Raw genomic sequence first — 12,644 nt, 5'->3', positions numbered from 1 at the left:
CGTCATAGCGCGTGAACAGCCGACGCCACTGGCGCTGGATGCGCGCCTGTTCGTCGTGGAGGTGGAGCCACGTCTCCAGTGTGGGCGGGGGTCGCGCCCTCGGGCAGCGGCATGCGGCGCGACATGGCGATGTTGAGCATCTGCCAATAGCCGTCATGCTGCCGTTCGAGGTCGGGGAGCAGGTCGCTGGTACGATCCACCGTCGCGCCGGCGGCGGCGAATGTGTCGCCCAGCGTCTCCAGCGCCGCGACGATCGCGCGCTGGACCGTCGCCATCGGGTGACCGGTCAGCAGCAGCACGCGCCATTCGCCGGTCGCGTGCTGGCGTGCGGGGGCGAGCGGATGGTCGGCGACGATGCCGAGCGCGGCGTCGAGGTCGTCCGCATCGCGCGCCATCGGCCCCACGACGGAGAGGACGGCGCGCGCGCTGTCGGTGCCGGGGAAATAATGGCCCTCGGTCGGCACCACGCCCCAGGTGGGCTTGTGCCCCCACACGCCGTTGAACGCGGCGGGGACGCGGATCGACCCGCCGATGTCGGAGCCGAACTCCAGCGGTACGAAGCCCGCCGCCAGCGACACCGCCGACCCGCCCGACGATCCGCCCGCGCTGCGCGTCGGGTCGATCGCATTGACGGTGCGGCCATAGACCGGGTTGTCGGATTGCAGGTCGGCCAGCGCGGGCGGCACGTTGGTCTTGCCCAGCAGCACCGCACCCGCCGCCTTCAGCCGCTGGACGACGACCGCATCCTCCTGCGCGATGAAGTCGCGATGCTCGGCAAAGCCATAGGTGGTCGGCAGGCCGGCGACGTCATAGCTTTCCTTGATCGTCATCGGCACGCCGAGCAGCGTCGCGTCGAACCCCCGGGCGATGCGCGCGTCGAGGTCCGCCGCGGCGTGGCGCGCGCGTTCGAAGTCGCGCACGACGACCGCGTTGAGCGCGCCGTCGCGCGCCTCGATCCGCGCGATCGCAGCGTCGGTTTCGGCGAGCGCGGTGGTCTCGCCGGCGCGGATCGCGGCGGCGGTCTGGAGGGCGGTTTTCTGGGTCATGCTAGCCCTCTCCCCTTTGGGGAGCATCGGGTGAACAGCGCCCCGCGCTGTTCAGTCCATGCCGGGGGCATGGACGACCCGATGCTGGTTGGGTGAGGGGCAGGGGCCTCGCAGAGAGGTTCGTCTCGGTGAGACACCGACCCCTCACCCCGACCCTCTCCCCGGAGGGGAGAGGGAGTCGCGTCGCGTTCACAACGTCCCCCCGCTCTCCGCCGCCGCCTTCAGGCTGGGCGCGACCTTGAAGCCGTGCTTCTCCAGTCCCGCGACCACCTTGTCCAACCCCTCGGTCTGCGCCCAGAACATCGGGCCGCCGCGATAGACCGGCCAGCCATAGCCGTAGATCCACACCACATCGACGTCGCTCGCGCGCTGCGCCTTGCCTTCCTCCAGGATCAGCGCGCCTTCGTTGACCATCGGATAGAGCGTGCGCTCGACGATCTCCTGGTCGCTGATCTCGCGCTTGGGCAGGTTGGAGCGCGAGCGGAAGTCCTCGATGATCTCCGCCACGCGCGGCGACGGCGACGGATTCCGCTTCTCGTCATAATCGTAGAAGCCGGCATTCTTCTTCTGCCCCCAGCGCCCCTCGGCGGCGAGCGCGTCGCGAATGCTCTCGATCCGGTTGGGGTCGCGGTGCCAGCCGATGTCGACGCCGGCCAGGTCGCTCATCTGGAACGGCCCCATCGGCATGCCGAAGTCGGTATGGACCTTGTCGATCTGCTGCGGGGGTGGCGCCCTCCATCAGCAGCTTGTTCGCCTCGATCTGCCGCGGCGACAGCATGCGGTTACCGATGAAGCCATGGCAGACGCCGGCCACCACCGCGACCTTCTTGATCTTCTTGGCGATCGCCATGACCGTCGCCAGCACGTCGCCCGCGGTCTTCTCGCCGCGCACCACCTCCAGCAGCTTCATGACATTGGCGGGGGAGAAGAAGTGCATCCCCACCACATCCTCGGGCCGCTTCGTGCTGGCCGCGATCTCGTCGACGTTCAGATAGCTGGTGTTGCTCGCTAGGATCGCGCCCGGCTTGGCGATCGCGTCCAGCTTTCCGAACAGCTCCTTCTTGACGTCCATATTCTCATAGACCGCCTCGATGATGAGGTCGCAGTCGGCGAGATCGTCGAGGCTCAGCGTGGGGGTCAGCAGCCCCATCGCCTTGTCGGGCGCGTCGGGCTTGATCCGGCCCTTGGCGGCGCTGGCCTCGTAATTCTTGCGCATCGTGGCCGTGCCGCGGTCGAGTGCGTCCTGCTGCATCTCGACGATCGTCACCGGGATGCCGGCGGACAGGAAGTTCATCGAAATGCCGCCGCCCATCGTGCCGGCGCCGATCACGCCCACCTTGTTGATGGGACGCAGCGGGGTCTTGGGATCGACGTCGTCGATCTTCGCGGCCTGACGCTCGGCGAAGAAGATGTGGCGCTGCGCGGCGGATTGCGTCCCCGTCATCAGCTTCATGAACTGCTCGCGCTCGAACTTCATGCCCTCGTCGAACGGCTTCTCGCTGGCGGCGACGACGCAGGCGATGTTCGCGGCGGGCGCGTCGAAGCCGCGCATCTTGCGGCCATGCGCCTTCTGGAACGCCGCCACCGCCTCGGGATCGGGCTTTACCTCGCGGTCGCGCACGCGCGGGATCGGGCGCTTGTCGGCGATCTCGCGCGCGAAGGCGATCGCGTCCTCGGCAAGCGAGTCCTCGCCCACCACGCGATCGACCAGCCCGACCTCGGCGGCCTTCTTCGCCGGGATCGGATCGCCGATCGCGACCATTTCCAGCGCCGCCTTCACGCCGACGACGCGCGGCAGCCGCTGCGTGCCGCCCGCACCCGGCAGCAGGCCCAGCTTCACCTCCGGCAGCCCCAGCATCGCCGACGGCACCGCGACGCGGTAATGGCACGCCAGCGCCACCTCGCACCCGCCGCCCAGCGCGGTGCCGTGGATCGCGGCGACAATCGGCTTGCTGCTCGCGTCCATCATGTCGATGACCTCGTGCAGGCTCGCCCCCTTGGGCGGCTTGCCGAATTCGGTGATGTCCGCGCCCGCGAAGAAGGTGCGCCCGTCGCAGCGGATCACCATCGCCTTGATGCTGGCATCCGCGACGCCTTCCTTGACGCCGGCCTCCAGCCCGTCACGCACGCCCGCGCCCAGCGCGTTCACCGGCGGCGAATCGGAGATGATGACCAGGATGTCGTCGTGGCGTTCGGTGCGGACGGGGGGAAGTCATCGATCAGGTCTCCGTCTATGTGCTCCTGCGAACGCAGGAGCCTAGGGCCGCCAGCGCGGCGTTCGTGGCTCTGGGCTCCTGCGTGCGCAGGAGCACAAGGGGATTACGTCAGCGCGGCGTAGATCATCGTCTTCAGCTCGCGGCGGATGGGATAGATCATCGAGGGCGACAGCTGCGTCATGAAGACCATGCTGATCCGCTCGACCGGATCGACGAAGAAGGCGGTCGAGAACATGCCGCCCCAATAATATTCGCCTACCGACCCCGGCATCATCGAGCGCGCCGGATCGATCGTCACCGCAAAGCCCAGGCCGAAGCCGGTGCCCGCATTCTGCGTCTCGCTGAACAAGGAGCGCGACATGGTCGACAGGTCCGCGTTGCCGGGCAGATGGTTCTGCGTCATCAGCTCCAGCGTCTTGCGCCCCAGGATGCGCGCGCCGTCCAGCTCGCCGCCGTTGAGGCACATCAGGCAGAAGCGGTGATAGTCGAGCGCGGTCGACACCAGCCCGCCGCCGCCCGACATGAAGCGGAACGGCACCGACCACATGCTCTCCGCGCCGCGGTCGAACATCTGGCGGCCCTTTCCGGGCACCAACGTATAGCAGTCGGTCAGCCGATCGATCTTCTCCGCGGGCACCGTGAAGAAGGTGTCGTGCATCTTCAGCGGCGCGAAGATCCGCTCCTCGAAGAAGCGCGGCAGCTTCATGCCGGAGACACGCTCCACCACCAGCCCCAGCACGTCGGTGGCGACCGAATAATTCCACGCACTGCCCGGCGAGAATTCCAGCGGCAGCTTGCCCAATTCCGCGACGAACCCGTCGAGGTCGAGGTTGCCGTGCCAGTTCTCCAGCTTCAGCTCGCGATGCGCGGCGTCGATATTGCTGCGGTTCTGGAAGCCGTAGGTGAAGCCCGCGGTATGGCGCAGCAGGTCGACCATCCGCATCGGCGCCTGCGCCGGCTTGGTCATGAACGGCACGCCCGCGCCGCCGCCGTCATAGACGCCGACGCCCTTCAGCTCGGGCAGGACGTGGTGGACCGGCGTGTCGAGCGCGACCTTCGCCTCCTCCACCAGCATCATGAACGCCACCGAGGTGATCGGCTTCGTCATCGAGGCGATGCGGAACAGCGAGCCTTCGTCCACCGCGGCGCCGCCCTCGCGCGCGGTGCCCTGGTGCGAGAAATGGACGATCTGGTCGTCGCGCGCGACCAGCAGCTGCGCCTGCGCGAACCCGCCGGTGTCGAGATAGCGTTCCTTGAGCAGCGCATCGATCGCGGCGAGGCGACGCGGGTCGAAGCCGTGCTTCTCCGGCTTGGCGATCTTCATGGCCTCTCCATACCCCCGGTTCGAATGTCGTGCCACGTCTATCGCTTGAGCGCGGCGTAAATCAACTCTAGTCTCGCATCCGAACGAACCCGATATTCAGATACGAGAGGAACGCCGTGACGATGGAACGTGCCTGGCCCGCGATGGGCATGGACGAGGTCCGCGCCGCGCTCACCGCGCCCGGTGCGCGATTCGAGATGGAGACGGTCGACATCCGCGGCGTGGCCACGCGCGTGTGGAAGAACGCGCCGCCGCACATGGCGGCATTGGTGCGGCTGTCGCGCGGCCACGGCGAGTCGCCGGCGACGATCCATGAGGACGAGCGCGTCAGCTACGAGGCGCAGTTCCGCGCCATCGCCACGCTCGCCGCGCATTACCGCGCGCTGGGCGTGGGGAAGGGCAATCGCGTCGCGGTTGCCGCGCGCAACCTGCCGGAGTGGATCGTCGCCTTTTTCGCCGCGACCGTGATCGGCGCGATCGCCGTGCCGCTCAACGCATGGTGGACCGGCGACGAGCTGGCCTATGGTCTGTCCGATTCGGGCGCGTCGCTGCTGGTCGCCGACGACGAGCGCTGGCACCGCATCGCGCCGCATCTGGCGGAGCTGCCAGCACTGCGCCACGTGCTGGTGGCGCGCGCCGCCGCGCCGGTGGAGGGTGCGACACGTCTGGAGGACATCATCGGCACCCCGCACGACTGGGCACGGCTGCCCGATCGCGACCTGCCCGACACGGACCTGACGCCGGAGGACGACGCCACGATCCTCTATACCAGCGGCACCACGGGAAAGCCCAAGGGCGCGCTGGGCACGCATCGCAATTTCATGACCAACATCCTGTCGACCGGCTATGCCGCCGCGCGCACCATCCTGCGCCGCGGCGATCCGCTGCCCGAGCCGTCGCGCAAGGTGTCGCTGACCGTCATCCCGCTGTTCCACGCCACCGCGCTGTCCGCGGGGCTGATGGGGTCGATGGCCGCCGGCCACACCACCATCTACATGCGCAAGTTCGAGGTCGTCCGCGCGATGGAGATTATCGAGCGCGAGCGGGTCAACGTGACCGGCGGCGTGCCGACGATCGCGTGGCAGATCCTGGAGCATCCCGACCGCGACCGCTACGACCTCTCCAGCCTGGAGAGCATCGGCTATGGCGGCGCGCCGTCGGCGCCCGAGCTGGTGCGCAAGATCGCGGGCGAGCTGAAGGCGGCGCCCGGCAACGGCTGGGGCATGACGGAGACAACCGCCACCGTCACCACGCACAGCGGCGACGATTATCTCCACCGTCCCGACAGCTGCGGCCCCGCGGTGGCGGTCGCCGATCTGGAGGTGCGCGACGAGGATGGCGTGACGGTGCTGCCGACCGACACGATCGGCGAATTGTGGGCGCGCGGGCCGATGATCGTGAAGGGTTACTGGAACAAGCCGGAGGCGACCGCGGCGACCTTCGTCGACGGTTGGGTGCGCACCGGCGACCTCGCCCGGATCGATGCGGAGGGCTTCTGCTTCATCCTCGACCGCGCCAAGGACATGATCATCCGCGGCGGCGAGAACATCTATTCGACCGAGGTGGAGAACGTCCTGTACGATCATCCCGCGGTCACCGACTGCGCGCTGATCGGTATCCCGCACCGTATCCTGGGCGAGGAGCCGGCGGCGGTGGTGCATCTCGCCCCCGACACCCACGCGACCGAGGCGGAATTGCAGGCATGGGTGCGCGAGCGGCTGGCGGCGTTCAAGGTGCCGGTGGCGATCCGCTTCTCCTCCGAGATGCTGCCGCGCAACGCCAACGGCAAGATCCTGAAGCGCGACCTCAAGGCGCTGTTCGAGGATCGTATCGCGGCCTAGGTCGTTACGCTCCGGTCACATCCGGGGAAATCGATCGATGCGCGTCACCAGGGATTTTCTGCGCGGACGCGGGCGTGAACGCATGTCCGCGCAGGAAAAGGACGCGCTGGAAGCGGCGGTGGACCGGGTCGAGACGCTGCCCGCGCGCACCATCGTCATCAACCGCGGGCAGCGCGTGCGCTACAGCACGCTGCTGCTCGACGGGACGATGTGCCGCTACATGGATGCGCGCGACGGCTTCCGTCAGCTCGTGGCGTTGCAGGTGCCCGGCGATTTCGTCGACCTGCACGGCTATCCGCTGGAGATGCTGGATCACGACGTCGGCACGCTGTCGGAGGCGCGCGTCGCGATCATCCCGCACGGGCGGATCGACGCCATGCTGCGCGACATGCCGCACCTGACGCGGCTGCTGTGGCGCTCCACGTTGCTCGACGCCGCGCTGCACCGCGAGTGGATCTTCCGGCTCGGGCGGCTGGATGCGGCGGGACGCGTCGCGCACTTCCTGATGGAGACGCATCATCGGCTACAGGCCGTGGCGCGCACGCACGACGGCCAATTCGCGTTGCCGCTGACGCAGCAGGATCTGGGCGAGGCGTGCGGGCTGACCAGCGTCCACGTCAACCGGACGCTGCGGCGCCTGCGCGAGGACGGGCTGGCGGAGGTCGCACGCGGCACGGTGCGGATCACCGACGCGATCGGGCTGGCGCGGCTGGCGGAGTTCGACCCGGATTACCTGTATCTGGAGGACGGCGCCTGGGCGCAGGCGATGACGGAACTGGGGTGAGCGCCGGGTGCCGGCGGTTGCCTCGTTTCCCGGCGACGGCGAGACCTTCTTGTTCCCCGGCGAAGGCCGGGGTCCAGTAACGGTCGGCTCGAAAGATGCGGAAAACCGCTCGCTACTGGACCCCGGCCTCCGCCGGGGAACGGAAAAGATTCGCGCGAAATCAACGGCTTGTAAGTATGCGGAACGGACAAGTCCGGCATGACGGAAAGAAGTGTGGCCAAGATCACGCCCCGCCGCCCGCGACGCCTGCATGACGTCACCTTCTAACCGCTTGGCCATCACCCGGGATTGGCGTTAGCTATGTCCATGTCCGATCTCCCCACCGCAGACCCGTCCCCCTCCGAACCGGCACCCGACGAGCCCGGCATCGCGCTGCGTCGCGACCGGCTGCTCGCCGCGCTGACGCTGACTGCGGGGATCGGGCTGCTGGTCGGCCTGCCGTTCGCGCTGAAGGAGGGGGCGGAGTTCTTCATGCCCACCGCGGTGGCGCTGGTGGTCGCGCTGGCGCTGATCCCGCTGCTGGAGTGGCTGGAGCGGCGCCGCATCCCCTCCGCGCTCGCCGCGCTGATGTGCGTGATCCTGTTCCTCATCATCGCCAATATCGCGCTGGCGGCGATCGTCGTGCCGGCGACCGAATTCTTCCGCCTGCTGCCGACGCGCATCAACCGCATCCAGGCCAATCTGGCGCCGCTGCTGGACCTGTATTCCAGCCTGGAACGCTACGCCAACCGCACGCTGCGCCAGATCGCCTCCACCCCGGTGCGTCCGTCGCCCACCGCCGCGGTCGCGCCGCCCAGTTCGATCGTCGAGCTGGCGGCGACCTCCGCCCCCGCGGTGATCGTGCAGGTGTTCTACGCGATCCTCGTCGCCTTCTTCTTCCTCTCCGGCTGGACGCGGATGCGCGAGCGGATGATCACCGCGCGCGCCAGCTTCGGCGGCGCGATGGCGACCGCGCGCGTGTTGCAGGAGATGGTCGACGCCGTCTCCTCGTACCTGGGGACGATCACCGCGATCAACATCACGCTCGGCCTGCTGGTGGCGGGCGCGCTGCATCTGCTGGGGATGCCGTTCCCGCTGATGTGGGGCGGCATCGTCGCGCTGCTCAACTACATCCCCTATTTCGGGCCGGTGGTCGCCGCGCTGCTGCTGGCGGTCGGCGGGCTGATGACCTTCTCCGACGTGTGGACCGCGCTCGCCGCGCCGGCGATGATGTACGGCTTCCACCTGGTCGAGGCGAACGTGGTGACGCCGCTGATCGTCGGGCACCGCCTGACCATCAATCCGGTGATGATCCTCATCTCGATCAGCTTCTGGGGCTGGGTCTGGGGCACGGTCGGTGCGCTGCTGGCGGTGCCGATCCTGATCATCGTGCAGACCATCCTGTCGGCGGCGGGGCGCCCCGACATCGCCGGCTTCCTCTTCGAACACGGCACGCTGACGCGCGAAAACGGAGGCGCCCCGCGGTTCGGATGGCGGCTGCGCGAAAAAAGACGAAGAATCGCGTTGACAGCCACCCGACCGCCGCCTAGTTGGCGCGCCTCACGCTTCTCCAAGCGGGTGTAGCTCAGTTGGTTAGAGCGCCGGCCTGTCACGCCGGAGGTCGCGGGTTCGAGCCCCGTCACTCGCGCCATCCCTGCGGTTGTCCGCAGCGGATAGCGTGGAAACCCCCGCCATTACCGATCGTTACGTCTCCTCAACGCAGGAGGCGAGCCGGATGGCGACGGGCTATCCCGATGGAGTGCAGGCCGGTCATGCAGCGCCGCGCCGCGGCTTCCATCGCCATGCCACGCCGGTCGCGATCCTGTTGTTGGGCCTGCTGCTGCTGCTCGCCATGACCGGCGCGCTGGGCGGCTCACGGTCGCCCGTGATGCGGGTGGCGACCCCCGATGCCGTCCTGACCATCAAGACGCCGCAGACGCTGCGCAGCGGGCTGTTCTTCGAAACCGTGATCGTCGTCGAGGCGCGGCGCCCGATCGCGGACGCGGTCGTCGCGCTGCCGCCCGCGCTGTGGCGCGACATGACGATCAACGCGCAACTGCCCGCCGCGGAGAGCGAGGCGTATCGCGACGGGACGTGGCGCTTCCATTATGGCGCGCTCGGGCCGGGCGAGCGGCTGGAGGTGAAGGTCGACGGCCAGATCAACCCGCCGCTGACGGTCGGCACGCGCGGCGCGATCATGCTGCTCGACGGCGAGCGCGCGCTGGCGCGGGTGCCGCTGACCACGCGGGTGCTGCCCTGATGGACATCGTGCTGCGCGCCACCGCGATGTTCTTCATCCTCTATCTGCTGCTGCGGCTGCTGGGGAAGCGCGAGCTGGGGCAGATGACGCCGTTCGAGGTCGTCGTGTTGGTGGTGATGGGCGATTTGATCCAGCAGGGGATCACCCACAACGATTTCAGCCTGACGGGGGCGACGCTGGCGATCGTCACCTTCGCCTTCTGGGGGCTGGTATTCGGGTGGCTGACCTATCTGTTCCCGCGGCTGAAGGATGCGCTGGAGGGCACGCCGCGCGTGATCGTGCGCCATGGTGAGCTGCTGGAGGACAATCTGCGCCGCGATCGCATGACGCGGGCGGAGGTCGAATCGGAAATGCGGCTGGCCGGCATCGCGCGCATGACGGACGTCGCCTGGGCGATCCTGGAACCGCAGGGGAAGATCAGCTTCATCCGCCGCGACGATGGTGAGGTGAACCAGCCCGACGATGACGGGCCGGTGGGGTAACACGGGGATGACGGACGCGGGGGGATTACCGCCAGCGCCCCGTCTCCATCCATCGCAACAGCGGCTTCAGCGGCGTGATCCATACGATCCCCGCGACGACGTAGAACACCAGCTGCACCAGCCAGTGCCATTGCCCCACCGTCGCCGACAGCGACACGATGCCGACGCACCAGATCGCGATCAGCAGCAGGATCAGCAGCATCCCCGCCGGCTTGCGCCACGACGGCGTCATGCGCGCACGATCCATTCGCGCTCGGTGGCGATGGCGTGGAGCGGCATGTCCCACGGGTCGGGCTGGATAGGGTCGATTTCCTGCACGCTCCACGCGATACCGATGCGATGCGCATCGGGAAAGGCGGCGAAGGCGCGGTCGTAATGCCCCGCGCCCTGGCCGATGCGGTTGAGCGCGCGGTCGAACCCCACCAGCGGGGTCAGCACCAGGTCGGGCACCGCCGCGGGTGCGACGGCGGGTGGCTGGCGCAAGCCGAACGGGCCGGGCACCAGCGGCACCGCGGGATCGTGCAGCGCGAACCGCAGCGGCGTCGCGCGGTCGATCACCTGCGGCAGCGCCAGCCGGCATCCCTGCGCCAGCGCCGCGCGCTCCAGCGGCGCCGGGTCCGCCTCGCTGCCGATGGGGACGTAGCTGGCGACGACCGACTCCGGCACCAGCAGCGCGAGGAACGCGGCATCGACGCGGATCGCCTCCGGCGCGGTGGCGGCGAACGCATCGCGCCGCGCGCGCAATGCCGCGCGCAACGCCGTCTTCTCGCTCATGGCAGGAAAGGGGGGCGGGTGGCGGGACCGCCCTGGCCGTTGGCCAAAGTATCCACCGACGCCCAATACGTCAGGTGGGGATCATGTACGTCGGACCAGGATCCGGGCAGGGACAACCCCCTTGGATGATGAATAGCCTCAGGGATATTTTCCGGCTCGTACCGGGCAGAACCCGCCGAGGCCAACTTAGGCGCTTGGCCCGGCTTTCTCAAGGGCATCCGCCAGCGCCTCCAGCCGTTGCGACAGCGCGTCGAGCGCGCGGCCCTCGGGCGTCTCGGGCGGCGGCTTGGCACGTTCGTCGATCAGCGCGTCGGCCACCATCAGCGCGGCCAGCATCATCACGCGGTTGACGCCGCCCGCGCCCGCGGCGCGCCGGGCATCCTCCCAGCGTTCGTCGATCAGTGCGGCGGCCTGCATCAGCCGCGCCTCGCCGCCATCGCGGCAGCCGACCTCCGTGCTGGTGTCGCCGATCTTCAGCGTGACGCGCGCCATCAGCCCTGCTCCGCCGTATCGCCGGGATCGTTGGCGATGATTCGGTCGAGCGCGGCGACCGCCTGCGTCATCGTGTCGCGCAGCCGCGCGTGGCGCTGTTCCAGCTGCGCGGCGGCGGCGCGTCGCTGCTCCACGACACGCTCGACGCGGGTGATGGCGGCGTCCAGCCGGGCGATCGCGGGATTGTCCATGGGCCAAGCGAATAGGATCGCACGCGCCGCGCGACAAGTCCGTTGCGGGACGGGAAGACGGCTTGCAGCGGTTGACGGACGCGCCCGCGCCTGCGCAAGAGCGCGCGCATCGGACATTGATGGGGCGAGGAACGACCATGACGAAGGTAGCGATCAACGGCTTCGGACGGATCGGCCGACTGGTGGCGCGCGCGCTGCTGGAGCGCGGCAGCGAGCTGGAGCTGGTGGCGATCAACGACCTCGCCGACACCAAGTCGAACGCGTGGCTGTTCAGCCGCGACAGCGTCCACGGCAAGTGGGCCGGCACCGTCGAGGCGGACGGGCAGGACATGGTGATCGACGGCAAGCGCATCCGCGTCACCGCCGAGCGCGATCCCGCCAATCTGCCGCACAAGGAACTGGGCGTCGATCTGGTGCTGGAATGCACCGGCTTCTTCACCGACCGCGCCAGCGCGCAGAAGCATATCGATGCGGGTGCCAAGAAGGTGCTGATCTCCGCCCCGGCCAAGGGCGTCGACTTGACCGTCGTCTATGGCGTCAACCACGACAAGCTGGAGGCGGGCCACACGATCGTGTCGAACGCGTCGTGCACCACCAACTGCCTGGCGCCGGTTGCCAAGGTGCTGAACGACGCGATCGGTATCGAGCGCGGCCTGATGACCACGATCCACGCCTATACCAACGACCAGAAGATCCTCGACCAGATCCACCCCGACCTGCGCCGTGCGCGCGCCGCGGCGATGAGCATGATCCCGACCACCACCGGCGCCGCGCGCGCGGTGGGCGAGGTGCTGCCGGAGCTGAAGGGCAAGCTGGACGGTTCCGCGGTGCGCGTGCCGACCCCGGACGGCAGCCTGGTCGACCTGACCTTCACGCCGTCGCGCGACACGACGAAGGAAGAGGTCAACGCGCTGCTGAAGGCCGCGGCCGAGGGGCCGATGAAGGGCGTGCTGGAATATTCGGATGAGCCGCTCGTCTCGATCGACATCGTCCACACCCCGTTCTCGTCGACCGTCGACAGCTTGGAGACGGCGGTGATCGATGGCAAGCTGGTGCGCGTCGTCAGCTGGTACGACAATGAATGGGGCTTCTCCAACCGCATGGTCGACACCGCGACCGCGATGGCGAAGCTGGGGTGATGAACCCGCCGTCATGCCAGCGCAGGCTGGCATCTCCCCGAAACGGAGAGACCCCGGCGTTCGCCGGGGTGACGGTGTGGGCGTGACCGGCGTCCTCCTCGGCATCGCGCGTCACG

12 protein-coding genes, 1 tRNA gene and 1 pseudogene are annotated in these 12,644 nt (G+C 68.7%); 7 read left to right on the top strand and 7 right to left on the bottom strand.

What is annotated here, in order from left to right; genetic code table 11:
* Positions 1–2: 2 nt before the first annotated feature.
* The 3 genes and pseudogenes from PGN14_RS13370 to PGN14_RS13360 form a co-directional block, all read right to left on the bottom strand.
* Positions 3–1,046 carry an amidase family protein gene (locus tag PGN14_RS13370; RefSeq protein ID WP_335300033.1) on the bottom strand — a complete coding sequence of 348 codons (1,044 nt, stop codon included), beginning with the start codon at positions 1,044–1,046 and terminating at the stop codon, positions 3–5.
* 189 nt (positions 1,047–1,235) lie between these two features.
* Positions 1,236–3,225 (bottom strand): annotated as a pseudogene (locus PGN14_RS13365) (3-hydroxyacyl-CoA dehydrogenase NAD-binding domain-containing protein).
* Between the two features lie 140 nt (positions 3,226–3,365).
* Positions 3,366–4,586 carry a serine hydrolase domain-containing protein gene (locus tag PGN14_RS13360; RefSeq protein WP_335300031.1) on the bottom strand — a complete coding sequence of 407 codons (1,221 nt, stop codon included), beginning with the start codon at positions 4,584–4,586 and terminating at the stop codon, positions 3,366–3,368.
* 122 nt (positions 4,587–4,708) lie between these two features.
* Here PGN14_RS13360 and PGN14_RS13355 point away from each other — a divergent pair, with 122 nt between their 5' ends.
* From PGN14_RS13355 to PGN14_RS13330, 6 genes are all read left to right on the top strand, one after another.
* Positions 4,709–6,427 (top strand): class I adenylate-forming enzyme family protein, encoded by a 1,719-nt coding sequence (locus PGN14_RS13355; RefSeq protein ID WP_335300105.1) that lies wholly within the window; start codon positions 4,709–4,711, stop codon positions 6,425–6,427.
* An 82-nt stretch (positions 6,428–6,509) separates the two neighbouring features.
* Positions 6,510–7,211 (top strand): Crp/Fnr family transcriptional regulator, encoded by a 702-nt coding sequence (locus PGN14_RS13350; protein WP_335300030.1) that lies wholly within the window; start codon positions 6,510–6,512, stop codon positions 7,209–7,211.
* A gap of 306 nt (positions 7,212–7,517) precedes the next feature.
* Positions 7,518–8,774: an AI-2E family transporter gene (locus PGN14_RS13345; protein WP_335300028.1), complete on the top strand. Its 1,257-nt coding sequence runs from the start codon at positions 7,518–7,520 to the stop codon at positions 8,772–8,774.
* Positions 8,765–8,841 (top strand) — tRNA-Asp (locus PGN14_RS13340). The genes PGN14_RS13345 and PGN14_RS13340 overlap by 10 nt, the downstream gene beginning before the upstream one ends.
* A 27-nt stretch (positions 8,842–8,868) precedes the next feature.
* Positions 8,869–9,450 carry a hypothetical protein gene (locus tag PGN14_RS13335; RefSeq protein ID WP_335300027.1) on the top strand — a complete coding sequence of 194 codons (582 nt, stop codon included), beginning with the start codon at positions 8,869–8,871 and terminating at the stop codon, positions 9,448–9,450.
* Entirely contained in the window at positions 9,450–9,932 is a 483-nt protein-coding gene (locus PGN14_RS13330; protein ID WP_335300025.1) for a DUF421 domain-containing protein, read from the top strand. Before PGN14_RS13335 ends, PGN14_RS13330 begins: the two co-directional genes overlap by 1 nt.
* A 25-nt stretch (positions 9,933–9,957) precedes the next feature.
* Here the strand turns inward: PGN14_RS13330 and PGN14_RS13325 are convergent, their stop codons facing one another.
* The 4 genes from PGN14_RS13325 to PGN14_RS13310 all read right to left on the bottom strand — a co-directional run bounded on the left by PGN14_RS13325 (position 9,958) and on the right by PGN14_RS13310 (position 11,389).
* Positions 9,958–10,164, bottom strand: a complete 207-nt coding sequence (locus PGN14_RS13325; protein WP_335300023.1) for a DUF2842 domain-containing protein — start codon at positions 10,162–10,164, stop codon at positions 9,958–9,960.
* On the bottom strand, positions 10,161–10,706 hold the full coding sequence (locus PGN14_RS13320) for a 5-formyltetrahydrofolate cyclo-ligase (RefSeq protein ID WP_335300022.1): 546 nt from the start codon (positions 10,704–10,706) through the stop codon (positions 10,161–10,163). Before PGN14_RS13320 ends, PGN14_RS13325 begins: the two co-directional genes overlap by 4 nt.
* Positions 10,707–10,892: 186 nt before the next feature.
* Positions 10,893–11,198, bottom strand: a complete 306-nt coding sequence (locus PGN14_RS13315; RefSeq protein ID WP_335300020.1) for a cell division protein ZapA — start codon at positions 11,196–11,198, stop codon at positions 10,893–10,895.
* Entirely contained in the window at positions 11,198–11,389 is a 192-nt protein-coding gene (locus PGN14_RS13310) for a hypothetical protein (RefSeq protein WP_335300018.1), read from the bottom strand. Before PGN14_RS13310 ends, PGN14_RS13315 begins: the two co-directional genes overlap by 1 nt.
* Before the next feature lie 137 nt (positions 11,390–11,526).
* On the opposite strand from PGN14_RS13310, the gene gap reads away from it, so the two are divergent.
* Entirely contained in the window at positions 11,527–12,528 is a 1,002-nt protein-coding gene (gene gap / locus PGN14_RS13305; protein ID WP_335300017.1) for a type I glyceraldehyde-3-phosphate dehydrogenase, read from the top strand.
* Positions 12,529–12,644: the final 116 nt, after the last annotated feature.

The organism is Sphingomonas adhaesiva (assembly GCF_036946305.1).
Lineage (GTDB): Bacteria > Pseudomonadota > Alphaproteobacteria > Sphingomonadales > Sphingomonadaceae > Sphingomonas > Sphingomonas adhaesiva_B.
Note: the sequence above shows the minus strand (reverse complement) of the source record. Positions and strands in the feature narration are given on the sequence as shown.